The organism is Amycolatopsis sp. NPDC104775 (assembly GCF_055583325.1).
The window spans coordinates 260,094-274,433 of sequence record NZ_JBVJOE010000011.1 but is presented as its reverse complement, the minus strand read 5'-3'; the positions used below and the strand labels follow the sequence as shown (position 1 = coordinate 274,433).

The 14,340-nt window shown below is 68.8% G+C and carries 15 protein-coding genes; 4 read left to right on the top strand and 11 right to left on the bottom strand.

All coding sequences use genetic code 11. From position 1 onward, the window contains the following. Window positions 1-130: 130 nt before the first annotated feature. The gene (locus ACZ63D_RS37110; RefSeq protein ID WP_465358993.1) at window positions 131-1,369 is read right to left on the bottom strand and encodes an aspartate aminotransferase type Ic; all 1,239 of its coding nucleotides are present in this window, start codon (window positions 1,367-1,369) and stop codon (window positions 131-133) included. Between the two features lie 71 nt (window positions 1,370-1,440). Between ACZ63D_RS37110 and ACZ63D_RS37105 the strand changes: the two genes are divergently transcribed. Continuing rightward, window positions 1,441-1,923, top strand: coding sequence for a hypothetical protein (locus ACZ63D_RS37105; protein ID WP_465358992.1), 483 nt, complete (start codon window positions 1,441-1,443; stop codon window positions 1,921-1,923). Window positions 1,924-1,966: 43 nt separating this feature from the next. Further along, window positions 1,967-3,112: a GDSL-type esterase/lipase family protein gene (locus ACZ63D_RS37100; RefSeq protein WP_465358991.1), complete on the top strand. Its 1,146-nt coding sequence runs from the start codon at window positions 1,967-1,969 to the stop codon at window positions 3,110-3,112. Window positions 3,113-3,154: 42 nt separating this feature from the next. Here ACZ63D_RS37100 and ACZ63D_RS37095 read toward each other — a convergent pair whose 3' ends face one another. Beyond that, window positions 3,155-4,033: an NmrA family NAD(P)-binding protein gene (locus tag ACZ63D_RS37095; protein WP_465358990.1), complete on the bottom strand. Its 879-nt coding sequence runs from the start codon at window positions 4,031-4,033 to the stop codon at window positions 3,155-3,157. A gap of 97 nt (window positions 4,034-4,130) precedes the next feature. Between ACZ63D_RS37095 and ACZ63D_RS37090 the strand changes: the two genes are divergently transcribed. Continuing rightward, window positions 4,131-4,481, top strand: coding sequence for a MerR family transcriptional regulator (locus tag ACZ63D_RS37090; RefSeq protein WP_465358989.1), 351 nt, complete (start codon window positions 4,131-4,133; stop codon window positions 4,479-4,481). 26 nt (window positions 4,482-4,507) lie between these two features. Continuing rightward, window positions 4,508-5,449: a methylenetetrahydrofolate reductase gene (locus ACZ63D_RS37085; RefSeq protein ID WP_465358988.1), complete on the top strand. Its 942-nt coding sequence runs from the start codon at window positions 4,508-4,510 to the stop codon at window positions 5,447-5,449. Here the strand turns inward: ACZ63D_RS37085 and ACZ63D_RS37080 are convergent. The 9 genes from ACZ63D_RS37080 to ACZ63D_RS37040 are packed head-to-tail and all read right to left on the bottom strand — an operon-like array spanning window position 5,427 to window position 14,340. Then, window positions 5,427-5,915, bottom strand: coding sequence for a hypothetical protein (locus ACZ63D_RS37080; RefSeq protein WP_465358987.1), 489 nt, complete (start codon window positions 5,913-5,915; stop codon window positions 5,427-5,429). The genes ACZ63D_RS37085 and ACZ63D_RS37080 overlap by 23 nt on opposite strands. Then, entirely contained in the window at window positions 5,912-6,442 is a 531-nt protein-coding gene (locus tag ACZ63D_RS37075) for a hypothetical protein (RefSeq protein ID WP_465358986.1), read from the bottom strand. The genes ACZ63D_RS37080 and ACZ63D_RS37075 overlap by 4 nt, the downstream gene beginning before the upstream one ends. Continuing rightward, the gene (locus tag ACZ63D_RS37070; protein ID WP_465358985.1) at window positions 6,442-7,683 is read right to left on the bottom strand and encodes an MCE family protein; all 1,242 of its coding nucleotides are present in this window, start codon (window positions 7,681-7,683) and stop codon (window positions 6,442-6,444) included. Before ACZ63D_RS37070 ends, ACZ63D_RS37075 begins: the two co-directional genes overlap by 1 nt. Further along, window positions 7,683-8,876, bottom strand: a complete 1,194-nt coding sequence (locus tag ACZ63D_RS37065; RefSeq protein ID WP_465358984.1) for an MCE family protein — start codon at window positions 8,874-8,876, stop codon at window positions 7,683-7,685. The genes ACZ63D_RS37070 and ACZ63D_RS37065 overlap by 1 nt, the downstream gene beginning before the upstream one ends. Continuing rightward, the gene (locus ACZ63D_RS37060) at window positions 8,873-10,069 is read right to left on the bottom strand and encodes an MCE family protein (RefSeq protein ID WP_465358983.1); all 1,197 of its coding nucleotides are present in this window, start codon (window positions 10,067-10,069) and stop codon (window positions 8,873-8,875) included. The genes ACZ63D_RS37065 and ACZ63D_RS37060 overlap by 4 nt, the downstream gene beginning before the upstream one ends. After that, window positions 10,066-11,097 (bottom strand): MlaD family protein, encoded by a 1,032-nt coding sequence (locus ACZ63D_RS37055; protein WP_465358982.1) that lies wholly within the window; start codon window positions 11,095-11,097, stop codon window positions 10,066-10,068. The genes ACZ63D_RS37060 and ACZ63D_RS37055 overlap by 4 nt, the downstream gene beginning before the upstream one ends. Next, on the bottom strand, window positions 11,094-12,131 hold the full coding sequence (locus ACZ63D_RS37050; RefSeq protein WP_465358981.1) for an MCE family protein: 1,038 nt from the start codon (window positions 12,129-12,131) through the stop codon (window positions 11,094-11,096). Before ACZ63D_RS37050 ends, ACZ63D_RS37055 begins: the two co-directional genes overlap by 4 nt. Next, window positions 12,128-13,483, bottom strand: a complete 1,356-nt coding sequence (locus tag ACZ63D_RS37045; RefSeq protein WP_465358980.1) for an MCE family protein — start codon at window positions 13,481-13,483, stop codon at window positions 12,128-12,130. The genes ACZ63D_RS37050 and ACZ63D_RS37045 overlap by 4 nt, the downstream gene beginning before the upstream one ends. Further along, on the bottom strand, window positions 13,480-14,340 hold the full coding sequence (locus ACZ63D_RS37040; RefSeq protein ID WP_370939050.1) for an MlaE family ABC transporter permease: 861 nt from the start codon (window positions 14,338-14,340) through the stop codon (window positions 13,480-13,482). The genes ACZ63D_RS37045 and ACZ63D_RS37040 overlap by 4 nt, the downstream gene beginning before the upstream one ends.

Sequence of the window (14,340 nt, the reverse complement as noted above, 5' to 3'; positions counted from 1 at the left end):
TAGAGTAACCACCCCATACAAAGACAAAAAAAAACAACCCCGACAAAGAAACAAAACCCCCCCCCCCCCCCCTGGGAAAATGCTTGTCCCTCCCCCCCGGGGGGGGGGGGCGGCGGCACAGACCGGGCGATCAGGCGCGCTGCGCGACCGCAAGCCGCACGCAGACGGCGAGGGCGCGGACGGCTTCCTCCACCTCGGCCAGCTCCGGGAAGGTCGGCGCGATGCGGATCACCGCGTCGGCCGGGTCGTTGCCGTGCGGGTGGGTGGCCCCGGCCGGGGTCAGCGCGACGCCCGCCTCCTTGGCCAGCCGCACGACCTCCTTCGCGGTGCCCTCGGGCACCGTGAGCGAGATGAAGTAGCCGCCGGTCGGCTTGGTCCAGGTCGCCAGGTCGCTCAGCTCCTCGGAGAGGATGCGCTCGACGGCGGCGAACTTGGGCGCGATCAGCTCGGCGTGCTTGCGCATGAGCGCGCGGACACCCTCGGCGTCCTTGAGGAACAGCGCGTGGCGCAGCTGGTTGACCTTGTCCGGGCCGATCGTGCGCTTGCTGAGCACGCTCTGCCACCAGGCCAGGTTGGCCTCGGACGCGCCGAAGAACCCGACGCCGGCCCCGGCGAAGGTGATCTTCGAGGTGGAGCCGAACACGAAGGCGCGGTCCGGGTTCCCGGCCTCGGCGCAGAGCGCGAGGATGTCGGCCAGCTCCGGCTCGTCGTCGGTGAGGTGGTGCACCGCGTAGGCGTTGTCCCAGATGATCCGGAAGTCCGGCGCGGCGGCCGGCATCGCGGCGAGCCGCCCGGCGACCTCGGCGCTGAACGTGACGCCCGTCGGGTTGGAGTACTTCGGCACGCACCAGATGCCCTTGACCGCGGCGTCCTCGGCGACCAGCCGTTCGACGACGTCCATGTCCGGGCCGGTCTCGGTCATCGGCACCGGGATCAGCTCGATGCCGAACCGCTCGGCGAGCGCGAAGTGCCGGTCGTAGCCGGGCACCGGGCACAGCATCGCGATCCGCGGCTCGTCGGCCCAGCGGCGGGTGGCGCCCGGGAGGGTGCTCAGCATCGCCTGCGCGATGGTGTCGTGCATCAGCTCCAGGCTGGAGTTGCCCGCCGCGAACAGCTGCTCGACCGGCACCTGCAGGGCGCCGGCGAAGATGCGGCGCAGCTCCGGCAGCCCCTTGAGCCCGCCGTAATTGCGGGTGTCGGTGCCGTCCTCGGCCTTGTACTGGCCGTTCGGCAGCGTCAGGAGATCCGCGGAGAGGTCGAGCTGCCGGGGCGACGGCTTGCCGCGGGTGATGTCCAGGGACAGTCCGCGCTCGACCAGCGCGGCGTAGTCGCGACGGGCAGTGTCGACATCGACAGGAGCTGTGGTCATACCACCACGCTAAACCGCTCGCGCAAGCCAGTTCGGGTGACCCCCGGCTCTCGTGGGCTAGCGTGGGACCTGTGCGGTACCTGGTGCATGCCGACCAACGGCAGTTCTCCTTGCGGGACAAGGACGCCTGGCGTCCCGGCGACGGCGGATGGACCGACGAAGCGGTCTCGGCGCACCGCGTCGCGGTAGAGCCGTCGTCGCTCTCCGTGGCGACCGCGCGGTCCGACTGGGTCGAGGTCGAGGTTGCGGTCGGCGCCGCGATACCGCCGGTGTCGCCGGACGCGTCCCACGTGGTGGAAGCCGATCTCGACGTCCCCAGCGGAGTGCTGACGCTGGCCGGTCCCGCCGATTACGCGCGCCAGGAGCACCGGATCCCGGTCCCGCCCGGCCGGTACCGGGTCCGAGTGTCCTATGTGGAGAGCGGCCCGCCGGACGCGGAATGGCACGACCACGAGTTCGGCGAGCATTTCCGGTACGTGCTGGACCTGTTCCCGTCCGCCGGGCCCGCCCCGGTCGCGGTGCTGCGCCAGGGCGCGCAGGTGTGGGACGGCTGATATCCGTTGGCGGCGTGCCGCGCCGGAAGGCAGACTCGGCGGCATGCAGTGGATCACCACCGAGATCGGCGAGCAGTTCGTGCGCGGTGCACTTGAGCTGGAGCCCACGCCGCAGGGCTTGCTGCCGCACCGGCTGACCGCACGGGCGCGGGCGCAGAACTCCGACAGCAGGCTCGCGATGGCGGAGACCCAGCCGTCCGGCGTGCGCTTGGCGTTCCGCACCGAATCGACGGCGATCGAACTGGACACCCACCGCACGAAGGTCGGCTACGTAGGCGTGCCGACGCTGCCGGACGGCGTCTACGACCTGGTGCTGAACGGGCGTCCGGCGGGCTCGGCGACCGTCTCCGGCGGAGACGACCTGATCCTCGACATGATGACCGGCGAGGGCGAGACCCGCCCCGGCCCGTCCGGCACGGTCCGGTTCTCCGACCTGCCGTCGGGCCCCAAGGACGTCGAGATCTGGTTGCCGCACAACGAAACCACGCGGTTGATCGCGTTGCGCACCACTGCGCCGGTTTCCCCGCTGCCGCCCGCGCGGCGGGTCTGGCTGCACCACGGCAGCTCGATCAGCCACGGCACCGGCGCGGCGGGTCCGTCTCAGACGTGGCCCGCGCTAGCCGCCGCGGCCGCCGGGGTGGACCTGATCAACCTGGGTTTCAGCGGGAGCGCGCTGCTGGACCCCTTCACGGCGAGGGCGATGCGGGACACGCCCGCGGATCTGGTGAGCGTGAAGCTGGGCATCAACGTGGTGAACGCGGACCTGATGCGGCTGCGTGCGTTCGGCCCGGCCGTGCACGGATTCCTGGACACGATCCGGGAAGGGCATCCGGACGTTCCGCTGGTGGTGGTTTCGCCGCTGCACTGCCCGATCCACGAGGACACCCCCGGCCCGGGCGCGCCGGATTTCAGCGACGGGACGCTCCGGTTCAAGGCGACCGGCGATCCGGCCGAGGTGGCGGCGGGGAAGCTGACGTTGAAGGTGATCCGGCGGGAGCTGGCGCGGGTCGTCCGGGACCGGAAGGACCCGGCACTGCACTACGTGGACGGCCTTTCGCTGTACGGGGAAGAGGATTTTGCCGTGCATCCGCTGCCGGACGCGCTCCATCCGGACGCAGCTACGCACCGGCTGGTCGGGGAACGGTTCGCCAAGCGGGTCTTCGGGGACGGCGGTCCGTTCGCGGAGTGAGCCCTCGTGGCCTCAGGCCGCCCAGCCTGAGGCCACGCCAGCTCAGCGCGCGAACCGGCGGGCGAACTCCGCCATCCCGGTCGGGCGGATGTCCGGGTAACGGTCGTTGTCGAGCGGGCTCAGCTTCGCCTTCCCGGTGACCATCGACCAGACATACTGCAGCGCAACGTAATCCGCGGGTCCGGAAGCGACGGCCTTGCGGCGTTCGATCTCCGCCGCCAGTTCCTCCGTGCCGCCGAGCCGCCGAAGGGCGAGACGGCGTCCGGAACCGCGCTCCAAGGCGTCGTGGAAGTCCTTCATGGACAGCACGTCACCGGCCACCCGGACCGGCCCGGAGACGGCCGCGTCCAGCGCCACCGCGGCGGTGTAGGCCGCGGTGTCCGCGACGGTGGTGAAATCGCACGGCTCGTCGCCGTCGCCCCAATAGCTGAACGTTCCGTTCTCCCAGTCCACGATTTCCAGGAACGGCGCGGTCGTCACCTCGTGGAACGCGCCGTTGAGGACGGACGTCACCGGGATCCCGGCGCCGGCGAACGCCTCGTGCGCCTTCCGCCGGTCGTCGAGGAAGACGTTGTCCCCGTCGTCGAGCCGGAACAGGTCCACCGCGAAATCCGACGGGATCAGCCGGGACACCCCGGCCTTCTCCGCGGCGCTGAACAAGGCGAGCTGCCCGTCCACAACGACGTCCGGCCCGCCCTGCACCGCCGAGACGACCACGTCCACGCCGTCCAGCGCGTGCTCGGGGCGCTCCAGCGTGCCCTGGACGATTTCCGCTCCCCGTTCCTTCACCGTCCGCGCCGCTTCGGCCCCGGCGCTCTCCGGCCGGACCAGCGCCCGCACCTGCGCGCCACGCCGGAGCAGGCTCGCCGCGATCTCGCTGCCCAGCATCCCCGTGGCCCCCGCGACCAGCACTTTCGTCACTTCTCATTCCTCCTGCGTCACTGCTGCTTGACTTCGGCGATCGCGACGCTAATCCTTGAAACCGATTACAAGGTCAAGTCAACGGAGCCCAGGACACATGCGCATCGGGGAGCTGTCCAAGCGGACCGGCGTCGACGAGCAACTGCTGCGGTACTACGAAAAACAGGGCCTCCTGCACCCGGCTCGCACCCCGAACGGCTACCGCGACTACGCGGAGGCCGACGTCGGAGCGGTGCTGCGGATCCGGGAGCTGCTCGCCGCGGGCCTGCCGACCGCGACGATCGCCGAGATCGGCTCGTGCGTCCGCGACGAACCGCTGACGCCCGCCTGCGACGGGGTGCTCGAACGGCTGCGCGGCGAACGCGACCGGATCGACGCGGCGCTCGCCCAGCTCCAGTCGTCCCGCGCGGCGCTGGACACAGTGATCCAGCGCCGGGCCGCGACCTGACAGTCCCGGCTGCTAACTTCCGCCCCATGGCGGACCACACTCTCCGGACCCAGCTGACCCATCCCGATCGCGGCGTCCTGCTGTTCGGCATCACCCCGCCCCGCCTCAGCAACTCCCCCGAGCGGATCCGGGAAATCACCGCCGCCACCTTGGCGCGGCTGGAATCCCTGGACGTCGACGGGCTCGCCCTCTACGACATCGACGACGAGAGCGATCGCAACCCCGAAGAGCGGCCGTTCCCCTACTTGCCGACCCTCGACCCCGCCGTCTACCACGCGGACTATCTCAGCCAGTGGAACCGCCCCGCGGTCATCTACCGCTGCGTCGGCAAGTACCCGGAGAGCGAGCTGCGGGACTGGCTGCGGACCGCCGACCCCGAGCGCGTGCTGTCCGTTTTCGTCGGGGCGTCCTCGAAGAACAAGCAGGTGCACACCCGGCTGTCCGAGGCGCAGGCGATGCGCCGGGACGTTCGTCCGGACCTGCTGCTCGGCGGCGTCGCCATCACCGAACGGCCCGACGAGCACCTGCGGCTGATCGCCAAACAGCAGGCCGGCTGCGCGTACTTCATCTCGCAGGTGATCTACAGCGCCGACGCGGCCAAAAGCATGGTCTCCGACTACTTCTACGCCTGCCGCGATCAGGGTCTCGACCCCAAGCCCGTCCTCTTCACCCTGTCGGTGTGCGGTTCGGCGAAGACGCTGGCGTTCCTCAAGTGGCTCGGCGTCCACGTCCCGCGCTGGCTGGAGAATTCCCTGCGCCACGCGGACGACACACTGGCCGAATCGTACGAGCAATGCCTGGCCAACGCGCGCGACCTCGCTGCCTTCTGCCGCAAGCTGGGGATGCCCTTCGGTTTCCTCGTGGAGAGCGTGTCCATCCGCAAGGTCGAGATCGAGGCGTCGGTGTCGCTTGCCCGCGAGGTGAGCGAACTGCTCGGCCGGACGGCTACAGCGGATCCAGCGCGGTGATCTTCCACTGCCCGTCGGTGCGATGCGCGGTCACGGACAGCTGCCCGACCGACGACTGAGGCGCGCCACCGCCGGGCAGGATCGTTTGCTGGTCGAGGAAAAGCAGCAGGCTCGCGTCGTCGCCGTGCAGGGACCGGACGCCGATCGCACGTACTGTCGTTGTCCGGACTAGCTTTTCGTTCGTCGCGCGCTGACGGGCCGCAGCGAACTGGCTTTGATACTGGCCCACCGCGGAGCCGGTCAGGACGTCAGCCGCGGCGCGGGCGGTGCGGTCCAGATTCGCGTAGTCGTAGGAAAAAACCGCCTTGACCGCGGCGCTGACCTGGTCGGTGACCTGGGCCGTCGCGACGGGATCGACCATCGCCTCGTCGTCCTCGGGCTGCAACAGCGACGCTTGCACCCCGAACCACACCGCACACGCCAGCGCGACCCCGAGCACACTGGCGGCGATCGTCCGCCGGTTCACGAGCCCACCGCCTGGACGCCGCCGATCTTCCACGTGTCGCCGTCCCGCGCGAAGTCCACGGCCAAGCGCGCCTGCTTCGCCGAAGGCGCACCATCACCGGTGCTCACGCGGACATTCAGGACCGCGATCAGCCGCGCGGTGCCTGCCGAAGGGTTCAGTTCAGTGACAGCGGCTTGCACCAAGGAAGCCGTCGACACGGTTTTGGTGCGCTTGGCGCGGTCGATCTGCAGCTGCCGGTCGCCGGAGAGGTCTTTGCCGTACTGCCCGGTCGTCGCGGCGATCCAGCGGTCCACGTCGACCGCGCTGGTGCGGTAGTCGATCGTGTTGAGCGTGACCAGATCCGTGCTCGCGGCGGCCAGCACGGCGTCCCGGGCGCGGCCGCGGGCGAGGCTGTCGTCGTGCGCCGCGCTCCACCACGACCAGCCGAACCAGGCGGCGGCCAGAACCGCGACTACGGCCAGCACGGTCAGCACCCGTCCATTCAGGAAGGGCTGCCCCGCAACAACTTCCTCGCTTTCCTCAGCCATCACGAACCGCCCAGCAACGCCCCGAGCCCGCCCTTGAGCGGCGCGGTCAGCTGCCCCAGCAGACCGGGCAACTGCTGCTGCGAACCCTGGTCCGAAGGCGCGGACGCCTGGGGCGCGGCCGGAATCGCGGGCGGTTTCCCGGCGTACGGCGCGTTCTGCGCACCCCGCACCTCAGTCGGGCTGCCCGGCGGTTCCGCGCAGTAAGCGTTCATGTTGACCGGCGCTTCGCTCGTGTCGTTGGCCGGACGCTGTTTCGTGCCCTCGTAGCCCTTCGTGCACGAATGCGGATCGAAGAAGTTGAACACCACGCCCAGATGTCCTGTGCCGTCCGGCGAGGTCGTCGGCGAGAACGCCGAAATCACCGGGTATGCCACCAGCAGCTCCTCGATCGCGTCCTTGCGCATCGACGTGACCTGCGCGGTGGTGAGCGAGTTCGCGAACAACACCCCGAGGTCGGTGCCGGACGTCGCGAGCACGTCGCTGATCTGCCGGCTGAGCTGCGGAGCTTCGTCGATCACCTTGCGGAGAGCCGGATCCGAAGACTTCAACTGCCCGGCGATCGTCTTGAGCCCGGACGCGAACGCCGTGATGTTCTGCGCCTGCCGCTCCTGCGTGGCGAACACGGTGCGCGAATTCGCCAGCAATCCTTGCGTGTCCGGCACGTACTGGGCGGCCGTCGCGGTGAGCGAACTGGTGCTGTCCAACAGTTTCTGCAGTTGCGGACCGGAACCGGCGAACGCGTCGTACGTCTCGTCCACCACGGTCTTCAACGATTCCGGATGGACGCTCGCGACCAGGCCGTCGAGATGCGTCAGCACGGAATCCGGCGTCGCGGGCAGCGACGTGCGGTCCTGCGCGATCACCGAACCGTCCTCCAGATACGGCCCGGTTTCGCGGTCCGGCAGCAGGTCCACGAACTGCTCCCCCACCGCCGACCGGTTCGCCACCTGCGCGTGCAGCGCGGACGGGATGTCCGGGCCGCCGGAGTCGATGTCGAGCCGGACGTCGATGCCGTGCGGGGTGAGCGTCATCGCCCCGACCCGGCCGACCGTGACGCCGCGGTAGGCGACCTCGGAATTGACGAAAACCCCGCCGGAGTCGGGAAGCTGGAGTGTCACGTGGTAGCCGCGGTTGCCGAAAATCCGGTCGAGACCGGCGTACCGGCCGCCCGCGTACGTCACCGACACGACGGCGATCACGAAGAACACCAGCAGCTGGATCCGGGTTTTGCGCGTGTTCATCAGCCGCCTCCCAGCAGACCGCCGAGCAACCCGCCCAGCACGCCGCCGTACCCCGGTTTGGCTCCGCCCGTGGCCGGGGTGTTCGGCAAGGGCAACGGCAGCTGCGGCGTGGCTTGCCCGGCGACAGGCGGAGCGCTGCCGGAGGTCGAAGGCGTCGGCAGCTGGAACGGCGGCTGCGACGAGTTCGTGAAGTTCTGCACCAGCTTGTCGAGATCGAGGTTGATCCGCGCGTCGACGTTCGCGTAGTCGCCCTTGATCACGTTGCCCGCGTAGTCCGGGAACGGGTAGGTGAGCAGGATCCGCAGCGCGTTCGGCAGGTCCTTGCCCGCCGCGCTGAGCTGGCGCAGCGTCGGCTCCAGCGCCTTGAGGTTCGCGATGAGCTGGTCCCGGCTGCGGTTCACCGTGTCGACCGCGACGCCGGACAGCTTGTTCAGCGCGTTCAGCATCCCCACCAGCTGGTCGCGCTGGTCGGCGACGATCTTCAAGCCCGGCGCGAGTTTGTCCAGCGCGGTGGCGAGGTTCTGCTTCTGCCCGGCCAGCGTGGCAGACAGCTTGTCCAGCCCGTCGATCGCGCGCAGGATTTCGCCCTTGTGCCCGTCCAGCTGGGTGGCCAGTTCGTCCACTCTGGACAGCAGTGCGCGCATCTGCGGTTCGTTGCCCGACAGCGCGTCGTTGAGTTCATGGCTGATGTTCTGCAGCTGGTCCACGCCGCCGCCGTTGAGCAGCAGCGACAACGCGCCCAGCACTTCTTCGATCTCCGGGTTGCGGTTCGTGCGCCCGAGCGGGATCTGCGCCCCGTCGGCGAGCTTGCCCGCCGGTTTCTCCGCGGTCGGCGCGCTCAGCTGCACGAACTTCTCGCCGAGCAGACTCGACTGACGCAGCTCGGCGCGCGCGTTGGCGGGCAGCTGAACGTCGCCGTTGACCGTCATCGACACGAGTGCGGCCCGGGTGTCCGGGGTGAGCGCGATCCGGTCGATCCGCCCGACCGCGACGTCGTTCACCTTCACGTTCGCCTGCGGCACCAGGTCCAGCACGTCGGTGAACAACGCGGTCACGTGGTAGGGATGGTCGCCGACGTCCGGGCCGCCGGGCAGCGGCGTCGAGTACAGCCCGTTGAAGCCGCCGTCGCTGCATCCGGCGAGCACCAGCACCCCGGCGAGCGCGCCCGCCAGCCGTTTGCGGAGGCGTTTCACTTGCCACCTCCGGGTTTCTGCGTCAGCACGTCCGTCAGCGGCAGTGGCAACGGCGGCAACTGGCCGTTCTGCAAGGAGTTCAACGCCTGCGGGATGGACGGCAGCTTGAGCGTGCCGTCGAGCACCGGCGCGAGCTTCTTGCAGATATTGCCGAGCGTGTCCGGCAGCGGCTTCGGCGTGCCCGCGCTGATCAACCGGCAGACGGTGAGGATCGGCGGGTTGGTGATCTCGTTGAGGTTGTCGCGCACCGCGATCGTGCCGGACGCCGCGTCGTAGGTGTTGATGAAGTTCGTCGCCCCGGTCGGCGCGATGTCGAGCACCTCGGCGAGCGCGGCCCGCTGGTCCACCAGCACCTTGGTGAGCGAGGCCAGTTTGGCCACATTGGACGAAAGCCCGTTCTTGTTGTCCGCCACGAACTGCTTCACGTCCTGCAGCGACGTCGAGAGCGATTCGAGCGCGGCCCCGACGTCGTGCGAATCGTCGGCGAGGAACCCGCTGACGTCCGCGAGCCGCTGGTAGAACTCGTTCAGCTGGCTGTCGCTTTGGGACAGTGCGGAGGTGAAGGAGTTCAGGTTCTTCACCGTGGAGAACAGGTCGTCCTTGGAATCGTCGAGCGTGCCGGCCAGTTCGGCGAGCCGGGTGACGGTCGAGTTCAGGTCCTTGCCGTTGCCCTTGAGGTTGGCCGCCGCCGTGTCCAGCAGATCGGAGAAGGCGCCGTTTTTGTTGGCCCCGTTGGGTCCCAGCGCGGTGGACAGCTTGTCGAGGCTCGCGTAGAGGTCGTCCAGTTCGACCGGCGTCGCGGTTTTGTCGCGCGCCAGCACGGTCCCGCTGGCGATCGTCGGCCCGCTGTCGTACGCCGGGGTCAGCTGGACGTACCGGTCGCTCACCAGGCTCGGCGAGACGACGACCGCGCCGACGTCCTTCGGGATCGGGACGTCGTCGTTGACCTTCATGTCGACCCGCACCGCTTGACCCGCCGGTGTCACCGCGGTCACCTCGCCGACCGGGACACCCAGCACGCGCACGGACGAACCGGCGTACAGGCCGACGGTTTTGCCGAAGTAGGCCGAGATTTTGGTTCCGCCGGTGTCGCGCAGCGCGAAGTAAATGCCCGCCGTAAGCAAAAGCGCGGCTACACAAGCGAACCCGAGCCAGGTGACCAAACTGCGCCCAGCGCGCGTATCGACAGTCATCGTCCACCTACCCCTTGATCAGGCGCGGAGATCGGCGGCGTACAGCCCTCCGGGTTGATCGACAGCCCGCCCACCGTGATCGTCGGAGGCAGCAGCCCGCACAGATACCCCTCGAACCAGCGCCCGTTGCCAGTCGCGTTAGCGCCGACCCGGGCGAACGGGGCCATCAGCTGCAGGCTCCGGTCGAGATTGCCCTGGTTGCGCTGCAACACGTCGGTGACCTTCCCGAGCGCGGCGAGCGTCGGCCCGATCTGCGTGCGGTTGTCCGCGACCAGTCCGGACAGCTGCTTCGAAATCTCCTGCGTGCCCTTGAGCAGCGTGCTGATCTGCTCGCGGCGCTGCTGCAGTTCGGTCAGCAGCAGATTGCCGTCGCTGATCACCTGCTGCAGCTGGGCGTTCCGGTCGGACAGCGTCTTCGAGATCTTGCTCGTGTTGGCCAGCAGCGTGTGCAGATCGGCGTCGCGCGAGGACACCGTCTTCGACAGCGCCGACAGCCCGGACAGCGTGTCCTTCAAGTACTGCGGACTGTCCTTGAGGGAATCCGACAGCGCGGTGAAGCTCTGCGCCAGCTGCTTGGTGTCGATGTCGCCGACCGTGGTGGACAGCTGGTTGAACGCGTCCTGCAGCTGGAACGGCGTCCGCGTGCGCTGCACCGGGATCGTGTCGCCGGGAGCCTGCGTGCCCCCGCCTTTGGTGTCCAGCGCGAGGTATTTCTCCCCCAGCAGCGTCTTGATCTCGATCGACGCCGTCGTCGCGTCGCCGACCCGCACGCCCTTCACCCGGAACTTCACGAGCACCTGTTTGTGCCCCAGCTCCACCGAGGTCACCTGCCCGACCTTGACCCCGGCCACCTGCACCTCGTTGTCCGCCGCGAGCCCGGCGGACTCGGCGAACGCCGCGGTGTAAGTGGTGCCGTTGCCGAACATCGGGATGCTGTCGGAAAAGTACGTCACCGCGGTGATCAGCACGATGAGCACGAGCGTCACCGCGCCGACGCTCGCCTGGTTCCGGTCTTTGAGCCGCTTCACGGGCCACACCTCGGCGCGCGTTCGGTGCCGGGGACGGGCACGATCGGCAGCGTCACGTCCAGCGAGGAAATGCCGATGGTGCCTTCGATCCCGCACAGGTAGTAGTTGAACCAGCTGCCGTAGCTCAGGGTCCGGGTGAACTTTTCCAGGTTCCCCGGGAGCACCTGCAGCAGATGCTCGATGAGCGGCTGCGAATCGTTGAGGTTGTTCGCCAGCTTCCCGAGCTGCGTCACGTCCTGCTGCACGACCGGTCGCGCGTCGGCGAGCAGGCCCGCGGTCGCGTTGGTCAGGTCGCCGAGCGCGCCCACCGCGTCGCCGATCGGCTTGCGCTGCTCGGCCAGCCCGCTCACCAGCCGCTGCGTCTGGTCGACCAGGTCGCCGAGCTGCGGGCCGCGCGCGTTGACCGTGCTGAGCACCTGGTTGAGGTTGTCGATGACCTGCCCGATCACCTTGTCCTTGCCCGCGATCGCCGACGTGATCGACGCGGTGTGCGAAAGCAGGCTGGTGATCGTGCCGCCCTCGCCCTGGAACACCTGCACGATCTCGGCGGAAAGCTGGTTGACCTCCTTCGGGTCCAGCGCCTTGAACAGCGGCTTGAACCCGTTGAACAGCACGGTCAGGTTGAGCGCCGGTTTCGTCCGCTCCGGCGGGATGGTGCCGCCGGGAGACAGCGTGTCACCGCCGCTGACGTCGGTGCCGAGCGAGAGGTAGCGCTGCCCGACGAGGTTGCGGTACTTGATCGTCGCGGTGGCCAGCGAGGGCAGCTTGTACGCCGATTCGACGAGGAAGCGCACCTCGGCGTAGTTCTGCTCGCCCTGGTCGACCCCGATCGTCTCGACCTGGCCGACTTTCACGCCGGAGATCCGCACGTCGTCGCCCGCTTGCAGACCGGACGCGTCGGTGAACTTCGCGACGTAGGCCGCGGTGTCGCCGAAGTTCGTGTTCGCGATGGTGGTGGCGAGGATGCCGGTGAGCAGCACGGTGACCACGGCGAAAACGCCGATCTTGATCAGCGCGGGAACGAACGACCTCATTTCAGCTCCACCTCCGCCCCGCGGTACAGCGGCCCGACCAGCAGCGCCGACCAGCCCGGCACGGTGTCCGGCGTGGTGTTCAGCGTCGGCGAGGCGAGCAGGTCGAGCAGTTTCTGTTCGTCGGCCGACCCGACGATGCTCGGCGCGCCGCCGGTCGATCCGGACCCGCCGGGCAGCGGGCCGTTGGTGAAGTCGCTGGGCAGCGTGCCGTCCGGATTGTGCGGCGGAGCGGGTTTGCTCGCCCCGTCCTTCACCGCGCCGTCGGGCGGATACTGCGGCCAGTGCCCGGGTTTCGGCACCTGCGGATAACAGCGCGGGCCGCGTTTGTCGTCGTACTTCGGCTCGTCGACGCCGGGCAGGTACTTGCCGCGGCTCGCCGAGAACTCGATCGTCACGCGGCTGACCTCCGGATGCGCGGTGCCCTTGCCGAACGCCAGCTCCGCGTTCGGCACCGTCCCGGCCAGCTGCTTGAACAGGCACGGGTATTCCGGCGCGTACTTCGCGAGCACGTCGAGCGTGGGCTGCACGGCGGTGGTGAGGCGGATGATGTTGTCCTTGTTGACTTCCAGGAAGCGCGTCAGGTCGGTGGCGGTGCCGGTCACCGAGGCGTACAGATCGGTCAGGCCGTGCTGTTTCTCCACGATGGTCTGCGTCGTCGTGGTGAGGTCCGCGAGCGCCTGGAGTGCGTCCGGTGCGGCCTTGTCGTAAATGCCGGAAACGTTGGCCAGTCCGGTGATGTCGGCCTTGAGGTCGGGCAGCGACGGGTTGAGCTTGCCGAGGTAGTCCGACAGCTGGGTCAGCGTCTCGCCGAGCTTCTTGCCGCGGCCGTCGAGCGCGGCGGACACGGCGTTGAGCGTGCTGGACAGCTTTTCCGGCTGCACCGCCTGCAACAACGGCATGACGTGGTTGAGCACCTGCTCCAGCTCGATCGCGGTGCTGCTGCGGTCCTGCGGGATGACGTCGCCCGCCTTGATCGGCCGCTGCGCCTGCTCAGGCAGCTGGAGCGCGACATACCGTTCGCCGAACAGCGTTTTCGGCAGCAGCCGCGCCGAAACGTTCGACGGGATCACGTCGGTCTTGTCCGGCTGCAGCGCCAGTTCCAGCTCCGCGTGGTCGCCGACCGGCCGCACGTCGCGGATCTCGCCGACGAGCATGCCGCGCACCTTCACGTCGCCGCCGACCCGCAGCTGGCTGCCGACGTGGTCGGTCTCCAGCTTCACGAGCGTGACCGGCGTGAACACCTTGCGGTACGCGGCGATCGTCGTGGTGAAGAACAACGCCGCCACGACCAGGAAGATCAGGCCCAGCACCTGGTACTGGAGCCGTTTGCGCAACTCTCGACGGGTACTCATCCGGATATCCGCACTGTCGTGTTCGCGCCCCAGATCGCGAGGCTCAGGAAGAAGTCCAGCACCGAGATCAGCACGATCGACGTGCGCACCGCGCGGCCCACCGCGATGCCCACCCCGGCCGGTCCGCCGGACGCGGTATAGCCGTAGTAGCAATGGGAAAGGATCACCAGCACGCTGAACACGATCACCTTGGCGAACGACCAGAGCACGTCCTCGGGCGGGAGGAACAGCGTGAAGTAATGGTCGTAGGTGCCCGCAGACTGGCCGTAGAGCCAGATGGTGATCTGCCGCGACGCGAGGTACGAGGACAGCAGACCCACCGCGTACAGCGGGATCACCGCGGTGACCCCGGCGAGCACGCGCGTGGTGACCAGATACGGCATGCTCGGCACGGCCATCACTTCGAGCGCGTCGATCTCTTCGGAAATCCGCATCGCGCCGAGCTGTGCGGTGAAACCGCAGCCGACAGTGGCCGACAGCGCGAGCCCGGCCGACAGCGGCGCGACCTCGCGAGTGTTGAAGTAGGCCGAAATGAACCCGGTGAGCGCGGCGGTGCCGAGCTGGTTCAGCGCCGAATACCCCTGCAGGCCCACGATGAGACCGGTGAACAGCGTCATGCCGATCATCACGCCGAGCGTCCCGCCGATCACCGCGAGCCCGCCGGTGCCGAAGCAGACTTCGGTGAGCAGCCGGGTGGTTTCGCGGCCGTAGCGCCGGATCGTGCGCGGCGACCAGGCGAGCGCCCGGCCGTAGAACGACAGCTGTTTCCCGAGTCCTTCGAGACTCGCGCCGGGGCGCGCGATGATCTCCAGCGTCCGGTCGGACGTGCGCGGCTGCTCGATCGGTTCTGCGGTCAT